The sequence below is a fragment of the Halostella sp. PRR32 genome, from assembly GCF_034808085.1.
GTDB lineage: Archaea > Halobacteriota > Halobacteria > Halobacteriales > Natronoarchaeaceae > Halostella > Halostella pelagica.
Genome location: NZ_JAXHGL010000003.1, coordinates 218,568 through 242,164 on the forward strand (window position 1 = coordinate 218,568; position 23,597 = coordinate 242,164).

Consider the following 23,597-nt stretch of genomic DNA (forward strand, 5'->3'; position numbering starts at 1 on the left):
TCCGAGGTTCGTGTATGGACGCGACTATCGACGCGGTACGCGTCGCCGGGACGCCCGACGGCCCCGTTCCCGTTGCCGTCCTCGCCGTCGAGGAGGAATCGGACGTTCTCCCTATCTTCATCGGGTTCGACGAGGCGGCGAGCATCGCGCGGGGCTTAGACGCCGAGGACATCGGGCGACCGCTGACTCACGACCTCCTGCTCGACGTGATCGAGGAACTCGGCGGGCGGGTGACCGAAGTCGTCGTCAGCGGCGTCGAAGACGGCACGTATATCGCCGATCTGCACGTCGAGACCCCCCGCGACGAGGCAATCATCGACGCCCGTCCAAGCGATTCGCTGGCGCTCGCTGCGCGGACGAACACCCCCGTCGAGGTCGACGAGTCCGTCTTCGAGAGCGGACGGCAACCGCGGGATGAGTTCGACGCGCTCGACGACATCCGGGAGGTGGCAGACCTCGCATGACCCAAGAGAGCACCGCGGAGATACTGGACGACCTGTTCGCCGTCATCGAGGACCGCAAGGAGACGCTGCCGGAGGACTCCTACACCGCCTCGCTGTTCACCAGCGAGAAAGGAGAAAACGAGGTGCTGGAGAAACTCGGCGAGGAGTCGACGGAACTGGTACTCGCCGCGAAAGACGACGACTACGATGAAATAGCCCACGAGAGCGCCGACATCGTCTATCACCTGCTCGTCCTGCTGTCGATGAAAGGGATGGACATCGAGGACCTGCGTGCGGAACTGGCCGAACGGCGGTGACGGAGAGTCGCTGGACTCAGTAGCGTCGGTCGGCGCGGATGCGTTCGTTCTTCGCACCTGAGTCCCCGAGTACCCCACCGATCGCCCCGGCCAGCGCGCTATCCAGCGCCATCAGCACGGCGATGGCAAGGGCGACGAAAAAGACCGCGCCGCCGACGAACGGCCCGAGCGGCCCGAGGCCGATGGTGCCGACGACGGTCGCGCCGAACCCGAACGTGATCGCCAGAACGATGCCGCCGAGCGACCCGGCGAGCAGGCCGTGCCACGCGCCGCTGAGCAGCCCCCCACCGGCCATGTAGCCGGCGATGAACCCGCCGATCAGGCCGGCGGCCGCGTGGCCGACTCCGGGAGCAGCCAACGCGAACAGTCCGGCAACGATCTCGACCAGAAACCCGGTTATGACTGCGCGCCAGTTCATGTCTGGACGTAGGCGGTTCACGAATAAAGCCTTCTCGGCGCTACGGCTCCGTCAAGGGCGAGAACCGCGCGACGCGAACGCCGTTCGTCCCGCGCACGAGTGGTTCAGACCCGATAGGTAGACAGCCGACCCACTCCGCCGCCGCTCAGACGCGTGAATCCGCGCGCTTTTACGCTCCGGAGACGTATTCACACCCATGATTTTCGAGGACCTTCCGACGACGCCCACGTCGGAGGAACTTATCGACAAGGCGTTTTCGCGGGCGTCGCGGTCGGGGCGGGCCAAGAGCGGATTCCAGGCCCAGCAGTCGATGCTTCAGACGGCGGCGAATATCCTTTCGGACAACTTGGAAAACGTGGTGACCGCGTGGCCGGACTTCGAGGACATCGACCCGTTCTACTACGAACTCGCCGACGCGATGGTGGATGCCTCCGAGTCGCACTCGGATGCCGCGGGAGACGCTGACGCGCCTTCCGGCGTCGACGAACTCCGTAAGAGCCTCTCCGAGGTTACCTGGGCGAGCCGCAAGACCGACGAACTCCGCGAGGAGTATCAGGGCCGTATGCGCGGCGACGTAGACACGGCTCGAAAGGTGCGAAAGCAAGCGTTCGCCCGCCTCGCCGACGTGGTCGAGGAAGTCGAGGACGACCTGATTCGCCTCAACGAAGCGCGCGAACAGTTGCGGAAGCTTCCGGACATCGACCCCGACGCCCCCACTATCGTCGTCGCGGGCTACCCCAACGTCGGGAAATCGTCGTTCGTCAACGAGGTGACAAACGCCCGCGGCGAGACGGCGTCGTACCCGTTCACGACGAGAGGAATCGGCGTTGGCCACTTCGACCGGGACCACATCCGCTATCAGATAGTCGACACTCCGGGGCTCCTCGACCGACCGCCGGAGGACCGGAACGATATCGAGTCACAGGCGGTCAGCGCACTGGAACACCTCGCGGACTGCGTCCTCTTTCTCGTCGATGCGAGCCTCGACTGCGGCTATCCGCTTGACGTCCAACTGGAACTCAGAAACGCGGTCGAAGCGCAGTTCGAGGACGTCCCCGTTCTCACTGTGTGTAACAAGTCCGACCGTTCGCGTGACGTCGACGCGGACTACTACATGAGCGTCGCAGACGGCGAGAACGTAGACGGCGTCCTCGACGCCGCCGTCGAGGAGATCGGTTACGAACTAGAACTACCGTTCGACGAGTAGCGCCGGTCGGTTACTTCTACAGACGAACAAGGCGAGTGCTTCGGGGTCGTATGGAAGACGAAGTCTTCCGTGATGACGAGAGTCTCGAACTACTTGACTCCGAGGCGGTCCACGATCCCTCGCTGGGATCGTTGCAGCTTTGTGCCGGGTTTCACCGGCCCGACATGGGAACTACCGGACTGGCCGACAACAGTCCCTATCAGGCGTCCGTCGCGTTGTAGGTCACCTGGACCTGCGCGCTGACGCTGACGGGCCCGGACTCGATGCTCGTCGAAGCGTCGCCGCTCGCCGCGGTCTGTGCCTCGGCGTAGTACGGCCGAACGTCGACGTGACCGGTCGAGGCCGACGTGACGCCCGTGATCGTCAGATCGGCGTTCTCCGCCAGCACCTCGGCGTCGCTTCGCGCGTTGTCCATGGCGTTCGAGAGTGCTTCCTCTCGGAGTTCGTCACGCGTCTCCTCGGAGAGAGTGAACGACACCTGACCGACGTTCGTCCCGCCGTTGTTGACGGCCGTTTCGATGACCGTGCCGACCGCGTCCGTGTCGTTGATCTCGATCTGGAAGGAGTGGGTGCCGATGTATCTGGTCGGACCCTCGGACCGTCGCGATTCGTGGTCCTCCCGGATGATATACCGGCTGGTCTCTATCTGGTCGTCAGTGATACCGATCTCTTCGAGCGCCGCCCGCATCTCGGAGACGTTCTCGGAAAGCCGCTGACGCACGGTCTCAGCGTCGCCAGCGCTCGCCTCGACGCCGATGTCCAACACGGCTCGGTCGGGGTCCGCTGTCACCTCACCGCTCGCGGACACGCTCACCGACTTCGCCGGTTGTTGTTGTTGCTGTTGGGCGCTTGCTGCTGGTGACGTATCTCCCTCCGGAGAGGCATCGTTACTACTGCCGATCGTCCCCGCACAGCCCGCGGTGACGAGCATTGCCACCACTGCGAGCGTCGCGAGGAGACGTTTTCGGGTCATACGATCTTTACTGCGACCCACCTAACAAAGTAGTTCACGGAGGGTGAAATGGGTGTTTGAGCCACGAGCCTCGGGTCGTGGACGCGGTCGGTCTCGCCGCCACCGACGACGGTTGATCGTCATCCGTGCCGTTCGTCACGTTGCCGGTAGACGAGGTCTGGTACGTCTGGAACTGCACGTGAACGGTGACGTTCTCCCCCGTCTCTTCGGCGATGGCCGCTTTCAGGTCGTTCGCCAGTTCCGGATACTCAGTGCCCTGTGGATGACTGATGCTGACCGTAACGTTCTCCGGCGCGCTGAACGGTTTGACACCGGTGTACTCGACGCCGACGGAGACGATGCTGGCCCGGTCGTACTGGTCCGAATCGACGACGTCGTGTGCCGCCTGATTGACCGATCGCTGGAACGTGATCTGCTGGCCGGTCCCGACCGCCGTCACGCCGACGACTGCGATGAGTAAGACCGCGGTCAGGCCGAGCGCAACCGTCTTCCGCCGCGTCTCGCCCGAGAGGAACGCCCGCCACTGCACACGCTGGTAGCCGAGCGCCCAGAGCGTGACGAACACGGCGACGTTGATCGCGATCAGCGTGGCGACGAGGAGAAACAGCGTCCCGAAGGCGATGACGTTGTACTCCCAGACGAGGGCGATACCGGTGGTCGCCGCCGTCGGAATAAGCGCCGCGGCGATCATCACGCCGATGAGCGACGTCGGTCCCTTCGTCGTCAGGCCGAACGCGGCGGCAGCACCCGACGCCAGTCCGACGACCACCGAGAACACGCTCGGGGAGATCCTGAGCGCGATCGGCTGGATCGACGCGATGTCGAGTTCCGCCGGGACGAACCCGCCGGCCCTGAGCAACCAGGCGAACAGGAACGCGCCGCCGACAGCGACGACGACGCCGAGCCCCTGGAGCCAGATGCTCTCCCGGAACATCTTCTCGTCGCCGGTCACCCCCCCGACGCCGGTCGTCAGCACCGGGCCGACGATGGGGGCGATGACCATCGACCCGACGACCACCGCCGGCGACCCGACGAGGAGACCGGCAGTCGCGATGATGGCGCTGAAGAAGATCATCGCCACGAACGACGTCGGGTCCCGGCTCATGTCCTGGGCCTTCGATTTGAGTTCCGGTCGCGTCAGCGGGTCGAAATCGGAGGCGAACCGGTCCTGCAGTTCCTCGGAGTGGGGTGTCGTCGCAGTCTCCGCGTTGCCGAGGACGGTGTACCCGTCTTCGGGGAAGCCGGCCTGCTCCAGCGTGTCCCGGATGGTCCCGACGGCGTCCGTGGGCAACGGGAACTCCACGATCCAACCGCCGGCGTCGCTCTCGTTACGACTGATGACGTAGTCGACGTTTTCCGACTCCAGCGCGGCGGTGACGGCGTCACGTTGCTCGTCGGAAACGAGGATCTGGATGAGACGCACAGCAGGCCAACGCCGCCCGGTCGAAAAAGGACCGGGGGTCGTTGTGTGCGTCCGGGTCGCGGAAGCAGTCGGTTACCGCCCCGAACAACCGGCTAAGGTCACGTTACGGTCTGCCCCGGGACCGCAGAACTGTGCGCTCCGCCGTGTTTGCCGCGCGCTCGGGCGAACGGAGAGCGCTCGGCGGCCCGGACCGGGTCGGCGACTCGCTCGGACGACCCGCCCGCGGTCTGGACCGTAACCAACTGCACCTGAACGCTGACGTTCTGTCCGGTCGTGTCCCTGACGCGTTCGACGATCCGACTGGCCAGTTCCGGGTGGTTCTCGTCGCTCGGGCGACCGACGGTGATAACCACTTGGTCCGTTTGGGACCCGAGCGGGCCGCCTTCGCGGGTTATCTCGACGTCGATGAGAGAGAGATTCGCGTACTCCTCGTCGCTGAGAACGGCGTTTACCTCGTCCCGGACCGCTTGGTCGCTGGTCGCCGTCTGGAACGACGTGAGGGTGACGCCCGCCAGAAAGCCCGACAGGAGGAGCAGGCCAACGAGAAGCGTCCCGATGCGCCGGACCGTCTTGGACCGAGCCTCGTCCGCCTCGAACCACTTCCCGGGACGATACCCCATGTACCAGAGCACGACGAGCGCCGCGAGGTTGATGGAAAAGAGGTTGACGAGAACCAGTACACCGGCCCCGAGAACGACGTCCGAGAGGCCCCACGCGATACCGATCCCGACGGCAGCGACGGGGGGGATGAGTGCCGCGGCGATCATCACGCCGACGAGCGCCGCCGAGACGCCGCCGGAGAGGCTCATCGCCCCGGCTATCCCGCCGCCGAGAGCCACCGCGAGCGAGAGCAAGTCCGGCGAGAGGCGTCCCTGCACCTGACCGAGTTCGAGGACGTCCAGCCCCGGCGGCACCAGATACAGCGACTTGACCAGCAACGCGAACACCGTCGCGGCGATAGTCGCCGCTGTGAATCCGACGACCTGGAACTTCACGCCCTGTCGGAACAGGTCGTTGTCGTTGATGACGGTCCCGACGCTGGTCGCCATCGCCGGGCCGAGCACCGGCGCGATGACCATCGACCCGACGACCACCGCCGGCGAATCGAGCAGCAGGCCCGCCGTCGCGACGACGGCGCTTACGATAGCCAGCGTCAGATAGGTCCGGACGTTCGGCATGAGGTCCGCCGCTTCCGACTGTATCTCCTCGCGAGCGATCCGCTGGTCCGATTCGTTTGTGTCGTTATACTGCTCTTGCAGTTCGTCGAACCGCCGCGAAATGACTGTCTGAGCGTCGATTACGATCGTGTAGCTGTCCTCGTCGATCCCGATCTCGCGGAGCCGTTCCAGTATCGGTTCGACCGCGTTCCGCGGCAGCGGGAACGAGACGACGGCGGTGTACTCCCGGCCGCTCGTTTCGTCCGTGAGGGCGTAGTCGATACCCTCGTCGTCGAGGGTTTTCAGAACCGCCTCACGCTTTCCCGCCGGGATCATGACCTCTACGAGACGCACGTGCGCCGCTTTGGGGGCCGTCGGCAAATAATCCCGGGAAGGGAGATGACCGAGACAGCAGTCTTAACCGCCAGCGCGCGCTACCTACGGCCATGTTTGATGACCGACCGGACCGTGACGCCGAAGTCGTGTTCGCCGGCCGGTCGAACGTCGGCAAGTCGACGTTGATGCGCGAGTTGACGGGCCACACGTTCGACACCGGCCAGAAACCCGGCGTCACCCGTTCGCCCAATCACTACGACTGGGCTCCCGAGGACTTCGTCCTGACTGACCTCCCCGGATTCGGCTTCATGTCCGGCGTCGACGAGGACCACCGGGAGGCGATCAAAGACGGCATCGTGGAGTACATCGAGGACCGCGCCGACAACGTTCTCGTCGCCGTGATAGTCCTCGACGGCAAGAGCGCCGTCGACATCATCGACCGTCACTCAGGTGAGGACGACGTCCCCTACGTGCTCGATATGTACTACTTCTTTCAGGACCTCGGGATACCGACGGTCATCGCCGTCAACAAGATGGACAAGGTCGACGACGAGGACGAGCGACTCGACGAGATCTGCGACCGCTTCGGTCTCTACCCGCCGTGGCAGCAGTGGCAGGAGACGGTCGCCCCGATCACCGCAAAGACCGGAAGCATCGAACCGCTGGAGGAGGCGATCCGCCACCACCTCCACGAGCAGGAGCGGGACGACCTGTTCAAGTTCTTCTGAGCGACCTTTTTTCCGTTCGGGTGGCCTTCGGCCACCTCTCACGCAAAAAAGCTCGGCCAAAAAACCCCGCTCGCGCCTGACGGCGCTCGCGGATCTATCGCTAGCTCGACACCCTGCCCTCCCCCGTACCTGGACACGCCCCGCGTCGCGGAGCGGTCCAGCCCGGCCGCCGCAATCCAGCCCGGCCGACACACGCCAACCCGGCCGCAGCGCGCTAAACGACGCGGTTGTGGAACTCCTCGCCGGCCCCGATCCGGCCGACGTTCTCCCGGACCAGTTCGGCGATATTGCGGAAGTAGTCGCGGGTCTGGGCGGCGGCGTGGGGCGTGACGATGACGTCGTCCATCTCCCACAGCGGCGAGCGCTCCGGGAGGGGTTCCGTCTCGAACACGTCCAGCGCGGCACCGGCGAGGCGGTCCTCGCGGAGCGCTTCCACGAGCGCGTTCTGACGGACGACCCCGCCGCGCGCGACGTTGATCAGGTACGCGTCGTCCCGCATCGCGTCGAGTTCGTCGGGGCCGATCAGCCCCTCGGTTTCGTCGTTCAGCGGGACCGCGAGGGCGACGAACGTCGCGTCAGCGATCGCCTCGCGTAACTCGTCGGCCGGTCGGACGTGGGAGACGCCCGGCACGTCCTCCGGCGTTCGCTTGACGCCGGTGACCTCCATCCCCAGAGCGTCCGCGCGTTCGGCGATGCCGCGGCCGAGCGTCCCGAGGCCGACGACGCAGAGCGACTCGCCGCGGACGGTGAACGGGCCGTCCCAGTCCGGATGTCGCCACTCCGTGCGTTCCTGCTGTGCGACGTAGTCGTGTAGCTGACGGGCGAACATCAGCACGTAGCCCGTCACCGTCTCGCCGACGGCGTCGCCGTGAATGCCCGTGCTGTTGGTCAGAGCGATGCCGCGCGCCTCGAACTCCTCCAGCGGGAAGCGGTCGATTCCCGCCTGTACCGAATGCACCCAGTCGACGGTGTCGAGGTAGGCGTCGCGGTGCGCGAACGTGACGACGCCGTCGCACTCGGCGAGTTCCTCGCGGTCGTCGCCGACGACGGCCACCTCGGCGTCGATGTCGGCGAGTGCGTCTGCCAACCGCTCAGGCGGGAAAATGACGCTCACGGTCTCGTTGATGCCCAGTCGACGGAGTTGCATGCGTCGGTGTTCGCGGAAAGCGCCGTTCAATCTTGCGGCGACGCGGCTGATCGCTTCAGCCGGGAGACGCGGAGCCGCCGCTCAGAGGGCGAGGAACGGCGGCTCGGGAAAAGGCCTCGTCACAAGGGGCTCGGTGGGGGTAACCCTCGTCACTGCCGCCGGCGGTCAGTAGCCGGTCGACGAGTTTCACTCTTGCGCTCGCGCCGCCAGGTCGCGGAGTTCGTCGGCCACCTCGCCCACCTCGTCTGGCGTCAGCGTGCCGCGTTCGGTTACGACGCCGTCGACCAGGTCCGGTGGCGTCACGTCGAACGTCGGATTTCGCACGTCGAGCGGCGCGTCGCCGTCGTACACCGCGGCCCGGTCGCCCGATTCCAGCGGGACCGTCTCCGCCGTCGCCACCTTGTCGCTGGCGGCGACGGCGAGAAACGGCACGCCCTCGCGGTCGGCGGCAAGCGCCGCGACTCGCGTTCCCGTCTTGTTCACCACGCCCCCGTCCGGGCGCACCGTGTCGGCACCGACGAGAACGGCGTCGACAGGCTCCTCACGTAGTACGTGCGCTATCGCGGCGTCGGTGTGCAGCGTCACGGGGCAACTCTCCGCCAGCGACTCGGCCATGCCGACGCCCTCGTTTCCGGGCCGGGACTCCGCGACGAACAGCGCCCGCGCGTCGGCCTCGCGGAGCGCCGACAGGACGGTGCGAGAGCGCGAGAGCGTCAACACCGCCGCGCCGTCCGCGCGCTGGGCGGCCCCGCTCGCGGCGTCCGCGTCGGCGCGGAGCGCGCGGTCTATCCCCTCGGTGGCGGCCGCCTCGATCCCTTCGGGCGTCCCGTCGCTCTCGGCGATAGCGCGGTTAACGCGGTTGTGCAGCGCCGCCATGCTCGGGCGGGCGCGGCGAAGTCGCGCCGCGAGGTCGACGAGTTCGCCGGAGCCGCCCTCGCCCTCGTCGGCGACTATCGCCGCCCGGTCGCGAAGCACTTCCAGCCCCCGCAGTGAGATGTACGCGGACCCGTGTTCGTCGTCCGCCGCGACCGAGCGAACCGTCGGTGCGACGACCTCGTAGGCGCGCCAGCGGCCGGGCGGCGTCTCCCGGCGGAGCAGTTCCGTCGGCGCGGCCCACTCCGTCCCCTCGAACGCGTCGCTGGCGGCCGTCCCGCCGAGGGACGATTCGCTGTCGGCCGAACGCTCGCTCGCGTCCTCTTCCAGTAGCGGGACGCTCACGTCGAACAGGAACGGGTGGACTGCGGTGTCGTCGTCGGGATAAACCGGTTGTCCAGTCCGGACGAGCGTCGCGTCGGCGATCCGTTCGACGGCGTCGACGGCCGTGGTTTCCGGGTCTGCGCCGGCCGTTTCGTGAACGATGTCCCAGACATCGCCCGCACCGTGCTCCGAGCCCTGTTGCCCCGCGGCGTTTCCTCCGTCTTCTGTGCCCTCTCCCTCTCTTGCGTCCTCAACCTTCTCCGTGCCCTCTCCGTCTCCTGTGCCCCCGGCTCTTCCGGCTCCGGTCGCGCCGCTGTCGGTCCGCCGTCCGAGCAGAATCTCGCTTCCCCTCCGGACGAAACACGCGACGTACTCTGTCATATCGCGGCGTACTCGCTCCACCGGGAACTTCTTTCGGGGTGCGGGCCGAAAGACCGGATATGCCGACCGTTGCTATCGTCAGCGACACCCACGTACCGACCCGCGCCGACGAGGTGCCGGAGTGGGTCGAAGACCGTGTCCGCGAGGCGGACCACGTCATCCACGCCGGCGACTTCGACGCGGTCGATGCGTACGACGAGTTCCGCGACCTCGCCGCCGACCTCACCGCCGTCCGCGGCAACATGGACCCCGTCGACCTGGACCTACCGGAGACGGCCGCGGTCGAACTCGGGGGCGTCACGTTCGTCGTCGTCCACGGCACCGGCGCGATGCGGAACTACCGCGAACGCGTCGCCGGCATCGTGGCGGACGAGGCGGCGAACGTCGCGGGGCCCGTCGTCGGCGTCGCCGGGCACACGCACGAGCTGATGGACGAACCCGTCGACCCCCCGGAGGGCGGGCCTGTCCGCTTGCTCAACCCCGGTAGCGCGACGGGGGCGGACCCGGCTGACGAGGCGACCGTGATGACGGCCGAGGTGGCGGACGGCAACGTGGACGTGACGGTGCGAGAGAAGTGATGGCGGGGGGCGTCTGTCACTATCGCCGGGGGAACCTGCCCCCATCCGCGCGCTTTTTATCACGTCGCGCCGATTTCCGCGCATGGAAGTGTTCGCTGTCCCGGGTCTCCCAGAAGTGCGCCCGGGCGACGACGTCGCGACTCTCATCGAGGACCGGACGGACATCCGGGACGACGACATCGTACTGGTAGCCAGTACGATAGTCTCGAAAGCCGAGGACCGTGCCGCCGACCTCTCGGCGTTCCCGCCGAGCGAGCGCGCGGAAGCCATCGCCGAGCGGATCGGTGATCTCACCGACGAGGAGAAAGACCCCCGGTTCGCGCAGGCAGTTCTGGAGGAGAGCGACGAACTGCTGCTGGAGTCGCCGTTTCTCCTCGCGAAAACGCGGTTCGGACACGTCGGCGTCAACGCCGGCATCGACCGGTCGAACGTACCGGGCAACGACCTGTTGCTCCTGCCGGAGGCCCCGACCGAAAGCGCCGAGCGGATCCGGGAGAACCTCTCCGTCGACGCGTCAGTCGTCGTAACGGACACGAGCGGACGGCCGTTCCGGAACGGCCAGCGCGGCGTCGCCATCGGCTGGGCGGGGATGCCGGCGAGCCGAGACTGGCGGGGCGAGGTCGACCGCGACGGTCACGAACTCGAAGCAACGGTCGAGAGCGTCGTCGACGAACTCTCGGCGGCGGCGAACCTCGTCACCGGCGAGGGCGGCGGCGGAACGCCGGTCGCGGTCGTCCGCGACTGGGAGTTCGGCGACCACGGCGGGAGCGACGAACTGTTCCGCGACCACGAGAGCGACCTCGTCAGGCAGGCGCTGGCCGCGTGGGAGTACGAGGGATGACCGGGTCGCGAGAGCAAACTATGAAAGGGATCGAACTCACGCCGGAACATCCGATAAATCGAACCGTCGACCTCGCGGAGCGCGCCGAAGCGGCCGGTTTCGACGCCGTGCTGGCGAGTTGTCATTACAACAACCGGGACCCGCTCGTGACGCTGACGCGGATAGCGGACGCCACCGACGGGGTCCGTCTCGGCCCGGCGGCCGCGAACCCGTACGACGTCCACCCGGTCAAACTGGCCTCGCAGATGGCCACGCTCGACGAGGTGAGCGACGGCCGCGCGCTCTACGGCATCGCGGCCGGCGACCGCTCGACGATAGCCAACCTCGGATACGACCACGACGACGCACTGCGGCGCGTGCTGGAGGCGTTTACGGTCGCCAGAGACCTCTGGGACGGGCAGACGGTGTCTCACGACGGGACGTTCACTGCTCGCGACGCCTCGCTGAACTACGACGCGGAAGCGATACCGGTGTACGTCGGGGCGCAGGGACCGCACATGATTCGTATGAGCGCGAAACACGCCGAAGGCGTCCTGTTGAACGCCTCACACCCCGCCGATTTCGAGTGGGCATCGGAGCGCGTCGCGGAGGGTCTCGCGGAGCGGCCGGACGACCGCGGCGAGTTCGACGTGGGCGCACACGTAAGCGTCAGCGTCGCAGCGGACGCCGACGCCGCACGCGAGGCGGCGCGGCCGCCCGTCGCCTTCATCGTCGGCGGGGCCGCGCCGCCGGTGCTCGACCGCCACGGCGTCGACGACGACCTGGCCGCGGAGATCGGCGAGTTCATCGAGGCCGGGGAGTTCTCGGACGCCTTCGCCGCCGTGACGCCGGAGATGATCGACGCCTTCGCCGTCGCCGGTACGGAGGAAACGGTGGCCGAGCGGCTATCGGATATCGCAGAGTACGCGGACAGTATCGTCGCGAGCGCCCCGCTCGGCCCGGACCTAGACACCGCAGTCAGCCTTGCTGGGGCGGCGATCGACCGAGCGACTCGGGAATGAGGAGGTCGACGAACGCGCCGACCGCGAGGTAGCCCAGAACGGCGCTCGACCCGATAATCAGGAGCGCGCCGACAGCGAGCAACACGGCGGATGCCGGACCGAACGTCGCGACGTTCCCGAAGAGATCGACCATCTCGGTGACGTTCTCGATAATCGAGACCATACCGGCCGTTCGGAGTCCTGGTATTTGTGTCGTTCGTCTCCCGATCCCACAGTCCTATGAACACCCGCTTCGTACGGCGACCCGTGCCAGAGGACGCGTCCCTGAACGATTTCGACGACGGTTCGGGTTCGGACACCCCAGACGACGGTTCGAATCCCGCCACCGACAAAGCTATTGACGACGCCACCGCTGATTCGACCGACGACGAAGCCACCGCTGACGCGACCGCCTCGACTGCCCGGTCACGAGACCCGGCGACTGCGACGTACCGCTGGTCGCCGAACGGTGCCGAGTGTCCTGACTGCGGAGCGGTCGCCGAGCGGCGGTGGCACGACGGCGAGCGGTTCGTCTGTCCCGCCTGCAAGGACTGGTGACGGCCGGGGACCCGCGATGTCGTGTCGCCCTTTTACTACATTATTAATCGCCAGGAACGGCAACGTTACATGCCTCGGCCCGTTAGTGATGCCCACACACAGGCGGCGGTCGGGGCGAGCGTACGGGAGGTTGCGCCCGTCTCGACCGTCCCCGCTCTCAACGCATGACCGACGCAAATGGACCTGAGACGACGGCCCAGCGGAACCGGGACGAGGACCTCGACCCGCTCTCGGTCGACGACGCGGCGCGAGCGAGTAACGCCGTGATCGACAACGTCGAGGAGGTGATCGTCGGCCATCACGAGGAGATCGAACACGTCCTCACCGCCGTTCTCGCCGACGGCCACGTACTCGTGGAGGACGTCCCCGGCGTCGGCAAGACGATGCTCGCTCGGGCGCTCTCTCGGTCGATCGACTGCTCGTTCAACCGGGTCCAGTTCACGCCCGATCTCCTCCCCTCCGACGTTACCGGCGTCAACGTGTTCAACCAGAAAACGCGCGAGTTCGAGTTCCAGCGCGGACCGGTGTTCGCTAACCTCGTTCTCACCGACGAGATAAACCGCGCGCCGCCGAAGACCCAGAGCGCGCTGCTGGAGGCGATGGAGGAGGGGCAGGTGACCGTCGACGGGGTGACACGACCGCTCCCGGACCCGTTTACCGTCGTCGCCACGCAAAACACCGTCGAGCAAAACCGCACTTACGAACTCCCGCTGGCCGAAGTCGACCGCTTCATGAAGAAGATAAACCTCGGCTACCCCGACCACGAGGAGGAGACGACGATGTTAGACCGCGTCGTCGGCGGCCACCCCATCGACGACCTGTCGGCCGTCACCGATGTCCAGACGGTCCGCCGTGCGCGGGCGACGGTGTCGGGAGTGACGGTCAACGGCCCGATCCGGGAGTACGGAAGCCGCCTCGCCGGCTACACCCGCGAGAATGCGGCACTGGGCGTGAGCCCCCGCGGAACCATCGCGCTGCTTCGCGCCGCTCAGGCCCGGGCCGTACTCGGCGGGCGTGATTACGTCATTCCGGACGACGTTCAGGCCGAGGCCCCCTCGGTGCTCGCCCACCGCGTTCGGACGGAAGGCGGAACCGCTCGCGACGGCGGACGTATCGTCTCGGAAGCACTCGACAACGTCTCGGTCGAATGAACCTCACACGACGCGGCCGGGGACTGCTCGGTCTCGTGGTCGTCGCCCTCTGGATGGCGATAGCCTACGGCGCGCGCTCGCTCAACGCCGTCATGGTCCCCGCTCTAGTCGCTCTGGCCGGCGCGGCCATCCAGGTTCGACGCGTCGACCGCCCGTCGTTCGAACGCGACGCACCGTCCGACGGATTCGTCGACGAAACGCACACCGTGGCCCTCGATATCGACGCCGGAACGCCGATCTCCGGCGTGGTCACGGACGCGGTCGACGACGGCATCTGGGCACCGGAGACCAGCCAGGAGACGACGCTCGGGGCGACAGACGTCTCCTACGACGTGACGCTGACGCGCCGAGGCCCGCAACGTCTCGGCCCTGCGACCGTCACCGTCACCGACGTGCTCGGACTCGTCGAGCGGACCTTCCAGTACCGGGAAACCGATACGATACTCGCGTATCCGGAGGTGTTCGAGGTCGGGGGCGAGGGGTTCCTGTTCGACACTGACGACGCCGGCTTAAACCGCGACGAGTTCGACTCCGTTCGGGAGTACGCTCGCGGGGACTCGCTGCGCGACGTTCACTGGAAATCCAGCGCCAAGCGCCCCGACGTGGACCTGCTCGTCAGGGAGTACCACGGAAACGACCGACCGGACACGGTCCACGTGGTCGCGGAGGCGGCAGACGCCGTCCACGACCACGCCAGTGCGATGGCGACCGCGGCGGCGAGTGTCTCGCTCGCGCTCCTCGACGCGGGCGTCCCGGTCGCGCTCGACGCTCCCGACGGGTCGGTGGATGGGGGCATCGGCCGGGCCCAACGAGAGGCGGTGCTTTCGCTGCTCGCACGGACGGGTGCCGGCGTCGTCCCGCCGGAGCGACGCACTCCCGCCGATGTCGTCATCACCGCCCCGGAGGAGGGAGAGGTCACTGTCGAGGCCGACGGCCGGAGCGTTCCGTTCGACGACCTCGCGGTGGTGTCCGGAAACGCGACGCCGTCGGCCGCGCGGACTCGAACACCGCGACAGGAGGTGTCGCCGTGAGCGCCCGGACTATCCGCGATAGGATGACGACAACATCAACGAGCGGGGGCGTGTACCGTGCGGTCGCAGTCGGCGGGCTTCTCGCGCTGACTGCGTCGTACGTCGTTGTCCTCCACGACCTGGCGACGGTCGTCGGCGACAGTGGACTGCTCTTCCCGGTCGTGGTGGCGTCGCTGGTCAGCGGCGTCGCGCTCTCCCGGGTCGTCGGCGAGCGCACCGCGGTGTTACTCGGTGCTGGACTGGCGGCCGGCGGGTACGCGTACTACCTCGTCGTGACGCCCGGTGGACTCGACGTACTGATCACGGCGACGGACCGCATCGTCTCCGACGCGATAGCGATGCTGACGGGATACTCTATCCTCCGCATGACGAAAGCGCACGTCTGGTCGCTCGGGTTCGCGCCGGCCCCGGTCTTTCTCTCGTGGTTTCTCCTCGCCCGCCGTCGGTACGTCCTCTCCGTGACGGCGGGCGGAATCGCGTTGCTCGTTCTGGTGCTGACCGGCGACGCCGGGACGATACCGACGCTCGTGGGCGTCGTCGGAGCCGTCGCCGTCGTCGGGTTCGGCGAACTCGAACGCCGCGGCGGGACGTTGATCCAGGCGGACGTACTTATCGTTCTGGTCGTTCTCATGGCCGTCTCGTCGCTGTGGCTCCCAGCCGTCGGCGGGGACGGAAACAAGCCGCTCTTTCTCGTTCCCGGTGGCGGCGGCGGCGCTGGCGGCCTCGCCGAGTCCACGGACCGCATGACTATCCAGGGTGAAACGGAACTGTCGACCGAGGTCAGATTCACCGTCGAGAGCGACCGCTCCGAGTACTGGCGCGTCGCCACGTACGACCGCTTCACCGGTCGGGAGTGGATCCGGTCCGGAACGTCGGCCGACCTGGACGGCCAACTCAGCGGGCCGCCCGGTGAATCCGTCACCGTCGAACAGCGCGTCGAGGTCAAGACGGCGATGCGGGCGATACCGGCGGCGGCCGAACCTGTCTCGCTCCGCGGCAATGCGAGACCCCCCGCGAGAGTCACCGCTCAGGGCGGCCTCATGACCAACTCGCCGCTCTCTCCGGGAGACTCCTACATGGTGCAAAGCGAGGTGGTCACTGCGACGCCGGGCGAACTCCGAAACGCCGGCACTGACTACCCCAACCGGATCTCAAGTCGTGATTACACCCAACTCCCGGACGACACGCCCGACCGCGTCGGAGATCGAACGTCGGAGATTGTCGAGGGACTCGACAACCCGTACGACAAGGCCATCGCTATCGAGCGGTATCTGGAACGGAACAACGAGTACTCGCTCGAAATCGAGCGGCCGGACGGTAACATCGCCGACAAGTTCCTCTTCGAGATGGACGAAGGGTACTGTACCTACTACGCGACGACGATGACGGTGATGCTTCGCGAGGAGGGTATCCCCGCGCGGATGGTAACCGGATACACGCCGGGTCAGCAGGTCGACGACGACACGTACGTCGTCCGCGGCGTCGACGCTCACGCCTGGGTCGAGGTGTACTTCCCCGACCACGGGTGGGTCCGGTTCGACCCGACGCCGAGCGCCGAGCGCTCGGATGCCGAACGCGACACGGTCCAGGAGGCCCGCGAGAACGACGCCGACGGCGTCGACACCGAACAGAGCCAGGGCGAACCGCTCCGGCAGACGACCACTACAGATGCCCCCAGTACCGCCTCGTCGATCGAACGCGCGAACCGGTCGCGGTACGCCGTCTCTCCGGACTCGGCCCGGGACGAAAACCTGCCGCAACTCGGCGGCATCGACGGAACGACCGGCGACTCGGTAAACCGCACAGACGCCTCGTCGAGCGAGTCGACGACCGCCGACCCGTCCGCGAGCGACGATGACGACGACGGGTCGCCGGTCCCGGAACTGCCGCCCCCGGAAACGATGGCGTGGAGCCTGTTTCTCGGTCTCGGTATCGTCGCCGGAGCGCACCGAACGGGGCTGACCGAGAAGGCGTACGGCGTCGTCCGCCTCTACTGGCAGGGGTCTCGGGGTACTCCCGAGGAAGATGTCGAACGCGCAGTCGAACGGCTCGACGCGCTACTCGCCGACGAGTATCGGCCCCGCCGACCCGGGGAGACGCGACGGGAGTATATCGATGCGCTCTCGCTCGCCGGTCTGGACGACCGCGCCGAGCGAGTCGTCCGGATCCACGAGCGCGCCCGGTACGCCGACGGCGTCCCACGAGACGAGGCCGAGACGGCGATCCGGTTGGTCGACAGTCTGGTCAGGGAGCGAACACGCGTCGTCGGCAAGTACGTCCGCTCGTGAGCGGTTTCCGTCGAGGGACGAGTTCCCGACAGTGTTTAATAGGGCGATTTCGTACGTGAAAACGTAATGTCGGAAGTCTGCTCGACGTGCGGGCTGCCTGAGGAGCTCTGCGTCTGCGAGGACGTAGCCAAAGAGTCTCAGCAGATCTCCATCCGCATTGACGAGCGCAGATACGGTAAGGAGGTAACGATCATCGAAGGATTCGACCCCAAGGACGTGGACCTGGACAGCTTATCGTCCGACCTCAAATCGAAGTTTGCCTGCGGTGGGACGGTTGAGGACGGGCAGATAGAACTGCAGGGGAACCACTCGGGTCGCGTGGGGGATTTCCTCCGCGACCGCGGTTTCAACGTGGCCTGACACTCCTTCGGTGATCGGCCTGCGAGCCTGTTCATCCAGAACGACGTAGTATTAGAACGGCGCGTCGGGCCCCTCGGTTTCGTCTCCATTCGTTTTTTCGTCGAGTTCGTACTCCCACGCGTCGAGGCCACCAGCCATGCTTTCGACGGATGTCGCGTCGACCCCCTCGTGTGATGCGACCAGGCGGGCGGCCTGAACGCTCGACTTCCCGTGGGGACAGACCGTTACGATGCGTTCGGCATCGGCCAGTCGGTTCACCTCGTTCGGGAGTCGCTGGAACGGGACGTTGACGCTTCCCGGGATGTGGCCCCGCCGGAACCCCGCCGGCGAGCGGATGTCGACGACCGTGACATCGGCGTCGTCGGAGAGCAGCGTCTGTACCTCGTCGGGAGAGATCTCGCCGTCCATGTTCGCCCGTCTGCGAGCGCCGTGAATAAGACCACCGATATCGCCCCTCGTGTGGTACTCTCTAACGCGAATTTCCGGCGGTACAGGCCTCGTACCGTTCGAAACGCTCAAATAGGCTCTGGCGGCTAGCTAGGATCACCATGGCAACGAAACAAACCGATTCACGTCTGGCGCTGCTTCACCCTTTCATAGCTACCGAACCGAAAGACTACGAAGAGGACCGAGACGTTCCGGCCTTCCACTGGCCTCTAGAGTAACCCGTCTTCTTTTGCGAGTAACAGCCCTTCGACAGTCGCATCGTTCGTCGGCAGCGTCCGCGCGACAGCGAGCGCCTGGTCGACCGGGACGCGCTCAACCGAGAGGAACTCGCTCTCGTCGAGTTCTCGGCCGACCTCGGTGAGTCCGTCTGCGAAGACGATGCCTCGTTCGTGTCGTAGTATGCCGGTCGCGACGTCGTAGCGCTGTAGTAGCGTCGTCTCGTCGGCGGCGTATCCGGTCTCTTCGCGGAGTTCACGGGCGGCCGCGCTCTCGTAGCTCTCTCCGTTCTCGCGGGGAACGGTCCCGTCGGCGTGTGCGTCGCCGTCGGTGTGGGCCTCGACGATCCCCGCCGGCAGTTCGAGTTGCGTCTCCCGGACGGTCGGTCGGTACTGGTCGACGAACACGACATCCCCGTCGGTCACCGCGACGACGACCACAGCGGGCGGTAGCTCGGCCCAGTAGTAGCGTTTCTCGGTCCCGTCGGGTTGCTCGACGAGGTCGTATCCACCGGTGTACCACGGCGTCTCGTACTCGACGCGCGACTCGATGACGGGCCAGTCGTGGTCGTCCATGGTCGTGTCTGGCCGCGGACGGAAAAGGTAGTTTCGCCCTCGTACTGACGCATGTGACCGTTTCAGCTGTTTCGCGGGGACGCACTCGCCGGAGCCTTCACTGACGCACGGCCGTCGGTTTCAGAGCCACTCGGCGTAGATGCGGCCGAACGCTTGTCGCCGCAGGGTCGCGACGGCGGCTTGCTCCTCGTTCTGGAACGTCGCGGCGACGGCCATGTCCGCGAACTCGGCGGCGTGCCACGCGACGTTGTCGACGTTGTCGCTTCCCGTTTCCACCACCTCGCCGTCGAACGACTCGGCCCACTCGTCGAACTCCGCGCGCGAACCGACGTGTACCTTCAGTAGCGACGCGAACAGCGCGTCACGTGCGGTCTGAACCACGTCGGTCGTCACTCGCTCGTCGTACTCGGCCGCGTCGAACTCCATTGCTTTCGCCACCTCTTTGACCAACACCTGTGCCGTCGGCCCGAGAACGTCGCTCAACTGGTCGACCTCGTTTTCGCTCTTCGGCGAGAGAAACCCGGTAGTTTGCATATCTGCGACTCTCTCGGGGTCGTAGTTACTCCTTTCCTTCGCCGTCGTCGTTGCTGGTTTCGCCGTCCGCGTCCTCCTCTGAATACATGCGCTCCGTCATCGCCCGTGCCTCGGCGAGGGCCTCCTGTGCGTCGCCGGTCAGGTCGCCGCGACCCGCTCCGCTCCGCCCGCCGCCGACCTGCCGTTCCAGTTCCTCCTCGAAGGTCGCGCCCCCGTGATCGTGGTCATGTGTCGTGTCCTCGAACACCTCGTTGTACTCCGCCGTTTCGGCGTGTTCCGCGACGCGGTCGCCGAGCGTCTCCGGGTCGTCCTCGTCCCACCCCGGCGCGTGGTCGTCCAGCCACGTCTCGTGGTCCTCGCGGCCGAGCATGGCGGTGAACGCGAGGTGATTCGCGAGGTGTTCGGCGTCTGCCTGAGGCGTCTCGCAGACCGGACAGGCGTATCCCATAGTCGGACGCAGCGCCTCCAGCGGCAAAACGGGTTCGGGTAGTCGACGACGGAAGGCCGCTGGACGCTTTCAGTACTCTCAGCGTCTTCAGCGCACACGTGTTACGTTTTTCCGGACCGGTGTTGTACGTCTCGGGCGACCCATGCGTGTCGTCACTACTCGGGAAGCCGAGTCGGGGAACACGGGCTGTTATCACATCGTAGACGAGGAAAACGACCAGAGCCTCTGTGGGGCGGTCAAGGAAGACCAGTTTTTCGGGGGCGACGCACACGAAGTCTTCCCGCGAGACGTGGCCGAAAAGCGGGACCTCAGGCCGTGCGAGAAATGTCTCTCCCTTCTGGAGAGAGCCGACACTGCCGGTCGGAGTTGACACCGCCGGTTGCCCCTCCCGGACAGTGCCGTCGAACCCCTAGGAGAGTTCGCGGACGAGGATCAATGCGTCCTCGCCGTCGTCGTAGTACCGTGGCACGCGCCGCAGCGGCTCGAACCCGAACTTCTCGTACAGTTCCCGGGCGCGGTCGTTGGTCTCTCGCACCTCCAGCTTGACCGTTTCCGCGGACTGACCGGCGAGCGTCCGCAGCGCCGCTGTCAGAAGCGTCTCGCCGACGCCCTCGCCCCGCCTGTCGGGATGGACAGCCAGGTCTTTGACGTGGCCCAGCCCTCGGCCGTGGTTCGGAACGAAGTCGGCGACGACGAAGCCGATGACCTCGCCGGTGTCTATCACGGTGTCACCGTCGCCGTTGTCGGCCGTCCGGTCGGTCGCGACGAGAAACCCCGGCGCGTCGAGATAGCGAGCGAACGCGTCGTACGGCCACGGCTTCGAGAACGACGCCTTCTCTATCCGTACGACGGCGAGCAGGTCCGCGTGTTCCGCCTCGCGGATGCTGACGTTGTCCTGGTCGTCGGGGACGGTCGTCACGGCTCGCCGTACGTGACCGTCCGTAATTAGTCCCTCGGCATTTCGGTGGGGGTGCGTGCGATGCCGGCGTCTTCGGTATACAGCGGCGCACCTGTGCGAGCGATCCGGGAGTGCGATGACCAGTCGGCTGCAGTCCGCGTTCGAGGTCCTCGCGAGACTATCGAGTCACCCACCTGTTTGACAGCGTGTAGAAAAAACCGCCGACCACAGACATGGCAGGTACTCGGCCCTTGCGGGCACTCGTACCCGATCAGTCGTCCGCCGTTGTCCTGCCGAGACTACGGCCGCTCGGCCCTTGCGGGCACTCGCAACCGTTTAGTCGTCGGCAGGAGCCGCACCGCTTCCGCCTTCCGCCTGCTCTTTCGTCCAGGCCAGCTTGCCGCCGGCCGAGAGGATAGCACGCTCGCGCTCGGAGGCGTCGAGACGTGCGGTGGCCTCCCAGTCGTCGTTCACGCGAACCGTGAACTCCTCCTGGCCGCTGTCGACGGCCTCGCGGACGTCGTCGACGATCTCGATGTCGTCGCCCTGCTCGATCTGCTCGTAGTCGTCCGCGTCGATCTCCAGGGGAATGAGACCGAAGTTGAAGAGGTTCGCCTTGTGGATCCGGGCGAAGCTCTGTGCGAGGACGCCTTCAACGCCGAGGTACATCGGACACAGCGCCGCGTGTTCGCGCGAGGAGCCCTGTCCGTAGTTCTCGCCGGCGACGAGGAAGCCGCCGTCAGCCTCCAGCGCGCGGTCAGCGAACGTCTCGTCGACGCGGCTGAGCGTGTACTCGGAGAGCTTCGGCACGTTCGAACGGAACTTGAGGATGTCCGACGTGGCCGGAATGATGTGGTCCGTCGTGATGTTGTCCTCCATCTTCAGGAGGGCCTCGCCCTTGAGGTTCTCGCTGAGCGGGTCCTTCAGCGGCACGTCGCCGATGTTCGGGCCCTTGATGAGCTCGTCGTCGATGGCCTCGTCGGGGCTGATGAGGTCGGCGTCGCTCTTGCCGTACTTGTCGCCCATCTCGAAGCCGGGGTCCTCGAGGTCGCCGAGTTCGTCGGCCAGGTCGCGCGGGTCGACGATCTCGCCTTTGATCGCCGCGGCGGTGGCGACCTCGGGCGAGCAGAGGTAAACGGAGTCGTCCTCGATGCCGGAGCGACCCTCGAAGTTGCGGTTGAACGTCCGCAGCGAGACGGAGTCGCTGGCGGGGACGTGACCGATGCCGATACAGGCACCGCAGGTCGCCTCGGAGAAGTTGACGCCGGCGGCCATCATCTCGGCCGTCCAGCCCTCGCGAGCGAGCATCTCGGATGCCTGCTTGCTACCGGGCGCGACGATCATCTCGGTGTGCTTTGCGGTTTCGCGGCCCTCCAGCATCTTCGCGGAGGGGAGGATGTCCTCGTAGCCGCCGTTCGTACAGGAGCCGATGATGACCTGCTCGACCTCTTCGCCCTCGACCTCGCGGACGGGGACGACGTTGTCGGGCATCGACGGCGTCGCGATGAGCGGTTCGAGGTCCGAGAGGTCGACGACGATCTCGTCGGCGTAGTCGGCGTCCTCGTCGGGGCCGATCTCGACGTACTCGTCTTCGCGGCCGAGGATGCCGAGGAACTCCTCGGTCTTCTCGTCGGTCGGGAAGATCGAGGTGGTCGCGCCGAGTTCCGTCCCCATGTTGGTGATGGTGGTACGCTCTGGAACGGTGAGCGTCTCGACGCCGGGGCCGGTGTACTCCAGCACCTTGCCGACGCCGCCTTTCACGGAGAGGCGACGGAGGAGTTCGAGGATGACGTCTTTGGCGGTCGCCCACTCGGGCAGTTCGCCTTCGAGGCGGACGTTGACGACCTCGGGCATCTCGATGTAGTACGGTGCCCCGCCCATTGCGACGGCGACGTCGATGCCGCCGCTCCCGATGGCGAGTTCGCCCAGGCCGCCGGGCGTCGGGGTGTGAGAGTCGCTCCCGAGCATCGTCTTGCCGGGCGCGGCGAAGTTCTCCTTGTGCACCTGGTGGCAGATACCGTTACCGGGTCGGGAGAAGTGAGCGCCGTAGGTGCCGGCGGCAGAGCGAAGGAAGCGGTGGTCGTCCGTGTTCTTGAAGTCGAACTGGTACGTCTGGTGATCGCAGTACTGCGCTGCGATCTCGGTCTGGACCTCGTCCAGCCCCATCGCTTCGAACTGCAGCCACACCATCGTCCCCGTCGTGTCCTGCGTGAGGACCTGGTCGATCTCGATGCCGATCTCCTCGCCGGGCGTCAGCTCGCCCTCGACGAGGTGGTCATCGAGAATTTTCTCTGTAAGGGTTTGTCCCATAGCGGCCGAATATCATCCTTCCACGGATATAAATCCCGCGAGTTTCCGTGCATTCATCCGTGTAGGATCCGCCGTGAGGAGGCAATTTTCTCGAAAGGGGCGATTCAAATATTACGTCCGATCACTTTGGCTCGGGGTAAATCCGTGACCGTTTTGTGTCTCTCCTGACCGTGTTCTCTCTATGTTCCGTTCCGGTGCCTTCGTCGCTGAGCATATCGGTCCCGTCGACGACGAACAGATACAGCCAAACGGCGTAGACCTGACGGTCGATGCGGTGTTCGAACAGGTCGAACCCGGCCGCATCGGCCGAGATGGCAAGACTGTGGGTGACCGCGAAGACGTGGACCCTGCCGGCGACGCGTTCGTTCTCTCGCCGGGAGGTTACGTTCTCCGCTACGGGGAGACGGTCAAAATACCGTCAGACCACGTCGGATTTATCTATCCGCGGTCGTCGCTGTTGCGTAACTCCTGTATGCTGAACACTGCGGTGTGGGACGCCGGCTACGAGGGCCGCGGCGAAGGACTGCTCCAGGTCCACCACGAGATCGCCCTCGAACGGGACGCTCGGGTCGCACAGATCGTGTTCGCACGGGCGAACCACGAACACACCTACGACGGTTCGTATCAAGGCGAGAACCGCTAATATATGTGTTCT

28 protein-coding genes are annotated in these 23,597 nt (G+C 66.2%); 15 read left to right on the plus strand and 13 right to left on the minus strand.

Translation table 11 applies throughout. The features are described 5' to 3' along the window. Positions 1–14 precede the first annotated feature (14 nt). A complete protein-coding gene (locus tag SM753_RS10995) occupies positions 15–464 on the plus strand; it encodes a bifunctional nuclease family protein (protein ID WP_135533812.1) in 450 nt (149 codons plus the stop codon). Next, on the plus strand, positions 461–760 hold the full coding sequence (hisE, locus tag SM753_RS11000) for a phosphoribosyl-ATP diphosphatase (RefSeq protein ID WP_135533811.1): 300 nt from the start codon (positions 461–463) through the stop codon (positions 758–760). The genes SM753_RS10995 and hisE overlap by 4 nt, the downstream gene beginning before the upstream one ends. Before the next feature lie 16 nt (positions 761–776). Here the strand turns inward: hisE and SM753_RS11005 are convergent, their stop codons facing one another. Next, positions 777–1,178: a DUF5518 domain-containing protein gene (locus SM753_RS11005; protein WP_323191630.1), complete on the minus strand. Its 402-nt coding sequence runs from the start codon at positions 1,176–1,178 to the stop codon at positions 777–779. Between the two features lie 196 nt (positions 1,179–1,374). Between SM753_RS11005 and SM753_RS11010 the strand changes: the two genes are divergently transcribed. Continuing rightward, positions 1,375–2,385 (plus strand): NOG1 family protein, encoded by a 1,011-nt coding sequence (locus SM753_RS11010; protein ID WP_323191631.1) that lies wholly within the window; start codon positions 1,375–1,377, stop codon positions 2,383–2,385. 50 nt (positions 2,386–2,435) lie between these two features. Beyond that, on the plus strand, positions 2,436–2,606 hold the full coding sequence (locus SM753_RS11015) for a hypothetical protein (protein WP_323191632.1): 171 nt from the start codon (positions 2,436–2,438) through the stop codon (positions 2,604–2,606). On the opposite strand, the gene SM753_RS11020 is transcribed toward SM753_RS11015, so the two are convergent. The 3 genes from SM753_RS11020 to SM753_RS11030 form a co-directional block, all read right to left on the minus strand. Continuing rightward, positions 2,585–3,358 (minus strand): SIMPL domain-containing protein, encoded by a 774-nt coding sequence (locus SM753_RS11020; protein WP_323191633.1) that lies wholly within the window; start codon positions 3,356–3,358, stop codon positions 2,585–2,587. The genes SM753_RS11015 and SM753_RS11020 overlap by 22 nt on opposite strands. A gap of 34 nt (positions 3,359–3,392) precedes the next feature. After that, on the minus strand, positions 3,393–4,781 hold the full coding sequence (locus tag SM753_RS11025) for a DUF389 domain-containing protein (protein ID WP_323191634.1): 1,389 nt from the start codon (positions 4,779–4,781) through the stop codon (positions 3,393–3,395). 98 nt (positions 4,782–4,879) lie between these two features. Further along, positions 4,880–6,292: a TIGR00341 family protein gene (locus SM753_RS11030; protein WP_323191635.1), complete on the minus strand. Its 1,413-nt coding sequence runs from the start codon at positions 6,290–6,292 to the stop codon at positions 4,880–4,882. 92 nt (positions 6,293–6,384) lie between these two features. Here SM753_RS11030 and engB point away from each other — a divergent pair, with 92 nt between their 5' ends. After that, on the plus strand, positions 6,385–7,002 hold the full coding sequence (engB, locus tag SM753_RS11035; RefSeq protein ID WP_135533805.1) for a GTP-binding protein EngB: 618 nt from the start codon (positions 6,385–6,387) through the stop codon (positions 7,000–7,002). A 214-nt stretch (positions 7,003–7,216) separates the two neighbouring features. Here the strand turns inward: engB and ddh are convergent, their stop codons facing one another. After that, positions 7,217–8,149 carry a D-2-hydroxyacid dehydrogenase gene (gene ddh, locus SM753_RS11040; RefSeq protein ID WP_323191636.1) on the minus strand — a complete coding sequence of 311 codons (933 nt, stop codon included), beginning with the start codon at positions 8,147–8,149 and terminating at the stop codon, positions 7,217–7,219. Positions 8,150–8,335: 186 nt separating this feature from the next. Further along, entirely contained in the window at positions 8,336–9,727 is a 1,392-nt protein-coding gene (locus SM753_RS11045) for an initiation factor 2B (protein WP_323191637.1), read from the minus strand. Between the two features lie 59 nt (positions 9,728–9,786). Here SM753_RS11045 and SM753_RS11050 point away from each other — a divergent pair, with 59 nt between their 5' ends. The 3 genes from SM753_RS11050 (at position 9,787) to SM753_RS11060 (ending at position 12,147) form a co-directional block, all read left to right on the plus strand. Continuing rightward, complete coding sequence (locus SM753_RS11050) at positions 9,787–10,305, plus strand: metallophosphoesterase family protein (RefSeq protein ID WP_323191638.1); 519 nt, start codon at positions 9,787–9,789, stop codon at positions 10,303–10,305. 82 nt (positions 10,306–10,387) lie between these two features. Beyond that, entirely contained in the window at positions 10,388–11,146 is a 759-nt protein-coding gene (locus SM753_RS11055; RefSeq protein ID WP_323191639.1) for a coenzyme F420-0:L-glutamate ligase, read from the plus strand. Positions 11,147–11,166: 20 nt separating this feature from the next. Beyond that, positions 11,167–12,147 (plus strand): 5,10-methylenetetrahydromethanopterin reductase, encoded by a 981-nt coding sequence (locus SM753_RS11060; RefSeq protein WP_323191640.1) that lies wholly within the window; start codon positions 11,167–11,169, stop codon positions 12,145–12,147. Here the strand turns inward: SM753_RS11060 and SM753_RS11065 are convergent. Beyond that, positions 12,104–12,310 carry a hypothetical protein gene (locus tag SM753_RS11065; RefSeq protein ID WP_323191641.1) on the minus strand — a complete coding sequence of 69 codons (207 nt, stop codon included), beginning with the start codon at positions 12,308–12,310 and terminating at the stop codon, positions 12,104–12,106. The genes SM753_RS11060 and SM753_RS11065 overlap by 44 nt on opposite strands. 83 nt (positions 12,311–12,393) lie before the next feature. Here SM753_RS11065 and SM753_RS11070 point away from each other — a divergent pair, with 83 nt between their 5' ends. The 5 genes from SM753_RS11070 to yciH all read left to right on the plus strand — a co-directional run bounded on the left by SM753_RS11070 (position 12,394) and on the right by yciH (position 17,514). Continuing rightward, positions 12,394–12,684, plus strand: coding sequence for a hypothetical protein (locus tag SM753_RS11070; protein ID WP_323191642.1), 291 nt, complete (start codon positions 12,394–12,396; stop codon positions 12,682–12,684). Positions 12,685–12,848: 164 nt separating this feature from the next. After that, positions 12,849–13,835 carry an AAA family ATPase gene (locus SM753_RS11075; RefSeq protein WP_323191643.1) on the plus strand — a complete coding sequence of 329 codons (987 nt, stop codon included), beginning with the start codon at positions 12,849–12,851 and terminating at the stop codon, positions 13,833–13,835. After that, positions 13,832–14,866, plus strand: a complete 1,035-nt coding sequence (locus SM753_RS11080; protein ID WP_323191644.1) for a DUF58 domain-containing protein — start codon at positions 13,832–13,834, stop codon at positions 14,864–14,866. The genes SM753_RS11075 and SM753_RS11080 overlap by 4 nt, the downstream gene beginning before the upstream one ends. Next, on the plus strand, positions 14,863–17,154 hold the full coding sequence (locus SM753_RS11085; RefSeq protein WP_323191645.1) for a transglutaminaseTgpA domain-containing protein: 2,292 nt from the start codon (positions 14,863–14,865) through the stop codon (positions 17,152–17,154). Before SM753_RS11080 ends, SM753_RS11085 begins: the two co-directional genes overlap by 4 nt. A gap of 66 nt (positions 17,155–17,220) precedes the next feature. Next, the gene (gene yciH / locus SM753_RS11090; protein WP_135533794.1) at positions 17,221–17,514 is read left to right on the plus strand and encodes a stress response translation initiation inhibitor YciH; all 294 of its coding nucleotides are present in this window, start codon (positions 17,221–17,223) and stop codon (positions 17,512–17,514) included. Between the two features lie 51 nt (positions 17,515–17,565). On the opposite strand, the gene SM753_RS11095 is transcribed toward yciH, so the two are convergent. From SM753_RS11095 to SM753_RS11110, 4 genes are all read right to left on the minus strand, one after another. After that, a complete protein-coding gene (locus SM753_RS11095; RefSeq protein ID WP_138796685.1) occupies positions 17,566–17,922 on the minus strand; it encodes a rhodanese-like domain-containing protein in 357 nt (118 codons plus the stop codon). Between the two features lie 248 nt (positions 17,923–18,170). Continuing rightward, complete coding sequence (locus SM753_RS11100) at positions 18,171–18,752, minus strand: NUDIX hydrolase (protein ID WP_323191646.1); 582 nt, start codon at positions 18,750–18,752, stop codon at positions 18,171–18,173. 120 nt (positions 18,753–18,872) lie between these two features. Further along, positions 18,873–19,286, minus strand: a complete 414-nt coding sequence (locus SM753_RS11105) for a DUF5809 family protein (protein WP_323191647.1) — start codon at positions 19,284–19,286, stop codon at positions 18,873–18,875. Between the two features lie 25 nt (positions 19,287–19,311). After that, on the minus strand, positions 19,312–19,734 hold the full coding sequence (locus tag SM753_RS11110) for a DUF5810 domain-containing protein (protein WP_323191648.1): 423 nt from the start codon (positions 19,732–19,734) through the stop codon (positions 19,312–19,314). Between the two features lie 142 nt (positions 19,735–19,876). On the opposite strand from SM753_RS11110, the gene SM753_RS11115 reads away from it, so the two are divergent. Continuing rightward, the gene (locus tag SM753_RS11115) at positions 19,877–20,104 is read left to right on the plus strand and encodes a hypothetical protein (protein WP_135533789.1); all 228 of its coding nucleotides are present in this window, start codon (positions 19,877–19,879) and stop codon (positions 20,102–20,104) included. A gap of 39 nt (positions 20,105–20,143) precedes the next feature. Here the strand turns inward: SM753_RS11115 and SM753_RS11120 are convergent, their stop codons facing one another. Further along, entirely contained in the window at positions 20,144–20,653 is a 510-nt protein-coding gene (locus tag SM753_RS11120) for an N-acetyltransferase (RefSeq protein ID WP_323191649.1), read from the minus strand. A gap of 315 nt (positions 20,654–20,968) precedes the next feature. Then, complete coding sequence (locus tag SM753_RS11125; protein WP_135533787.1) at positions 20,969–22,942, minus strand: aconitate hydratase; 1,974 nt, start codon at positions 22,940–22,942, stop codon at positions 20,969–20,971. Between the two features lie 181 nt (positions 22,943–23,123). Between SM753_RS11125 and SM753_RS11130 the strand changes: the two genes are divergently transcribed. Next, on the plus strand, positions 23,124–23,585 hold the full coding sequence (locus tag SM753_RS11130; RefSeq protein ID WP_135533786.1) for a deoxyuridine 5'-triphosphate nucleotidohydrolase: 462 nt from the start codon (positions 23,124–23,126) through the stop codon (positions 23,583–23,585). Positions 23,586–23,597: the final 12 nt, after the last annotated feature.

Bases quoted from the DNA above. Each gene is read 5' to 3' on its own strand.
- SM753_RS11020 (WP_323191633.1), bottom strand. From the start codon at position 3,358: ATGACCCGAAAACGTCTCCTCGCGACGCTCGCAGTGGTGGCAATGCTC.
- SM753_RS11115 (WP_135533789.1), top strand. From the start codon at position 19,877: ATGCGTGTCGTCACTACTCGGGAAGCCGAGTCGGGGAACACGGGCTGT.
- SM753_RS10995 (WP_135533812.1), top strand. From the start codon at position 15: ATGGACGCGACTATCGACGCGGTACGCGTCGCCGGGACGCCCGACGGC.
- SM753_RS11050 (WP_323191638.1), top strand. From the start codon at position 9,787: ATGCCGACCGTTGCTATCGTCAGCGACACCCACGTACCGACCCGCGCC.
- ddh (WP_323191636.1), bottom strand. From the start codon at position 8,149: ATGCAACTCCGTCGACTGGGCATCAACGAGACCGTGAGCGTCATTTTC.
- SM753_RS11075 (WP_323191643.1), top strand. From the start codon at position 12,849: ATGACCGACGCAAATGGACCTGAGACGACGGCCCAGCGGAACCGGGAC.
- SM753_RS11095 (WP_138796685.1), bottom strand. From the start codon at position 17,922: ATGGACGGCGAGATCTCTCCCGACGAGGTACAGACGCTGCTCTCCGAC.
- SM753_RS11110 (WP_323191648.1), bottom strand. From the start codon at position 19,734: ATGGGATACGCCTGTCCGGTCTGCGAGACGCCTCAGGCAGACGCCGAA.
- SM753_RS11080 (WP_323191644.1), top strand. From the start codon at position 13,832: ATGAACCTCACACGACGCGGCCGGGGACTGCTCGGTCTCGTGGTCGTC.
- SM753_RS11055 (WP_323191639.1), top strand. From the start codon at position 10,388: ATGGAAGTGTTCGCTGTCCCGGGTCTCCCAGAAGTGCGCCCGGGCGAC.
- SM753_RS11060 (WP_323191640.1), top strand. From the start codon at position 11,167: ATGAAAGGGATCGAACTCACGCCGGAACATCCGATAAATCGAACCGTC.
- SM753_RS11010 (WP_323191631.1), top strand. From the start codon at position 1,375: ATGATTTTCGAGGACCTTCCGACGACGCCCACGTCGGAGGAACTTATC.
- SM753_RS11105 (WP_323191647.1), bottom strand. From the start codon at position 19,286: ATGCAAACTACCGGGTTTCTCTCGCCGAAGAGCGAAAACGAGGTCGAC.
- engB (WP_135533805.1), top strand. From the start codon at position 6,385: ATGTTTGATGACCGACCGGACCGTGACGCCGAAGTCGTGTTCGCCGGC.
- SM753_RS11045 (WP_323191637.1), bottom strand. From the start codon at position 9,727: ATGACAGAGTACGTCGCGTGTTTCGTCCGGAGGGGAAGCGAGATTCTG.
- yciH (WP_135533794.1), top strand. From the start codon at position 17,221: ATGTCGGAAGTCTGCTCGACGTGCGGGCTGCCTGAGGAGCTCTGCGTC.
- SM753_RS11005 (WP_323191630.1), bottom strand. From the start codon at position 1,178: ATGAACTGGCGCGCAGTCATAACCGGGTTTCTGGTCGAGATCGTTGCC.
- SM753_RS11125 (WP_135533787.1), bottom strand. From the start codon at position 22,942: ATGGGACAAACCCTTACAGAGAAAATTCTCGATGACCACCTCGTCGAG.
- hisE (WP_135533811.1), top strand. From the start codon at position 461: ATGACCCAAGAGAGCACCGCGGAGATACTGGACGACCTGTTCGCCGTC.
- SM753_RS11130 (WP_135533786.1), top strand. From the start codon at position 23,124: ATGTTCCGTTCCGGTGCCTTCGTCGCTGAGCATATCGGTCCCGTCGAC.
- SM753_RS11015 (WP_323191632.1), top strand. From the start codon at position 2,436: ATGGAAGACGAAGTCTTCCGTGATGACGAGAGTCTCGAACTACTTGAC.
- SM753_RS11065 (WP_323191641.1), bottom strand. From the start codon at position 12,310: ATGGTCTCGATTATCGAGAACGTCACCGAGATGGTCGATCTCTTCGGG.
- SM753_RS11100 (WP_323191646.1), bottom strand. From the start codon at position 18,752: ATGGACGACCACGACTGGCCCGTCATCGAGTCGCGCGTCGAGTACGAG.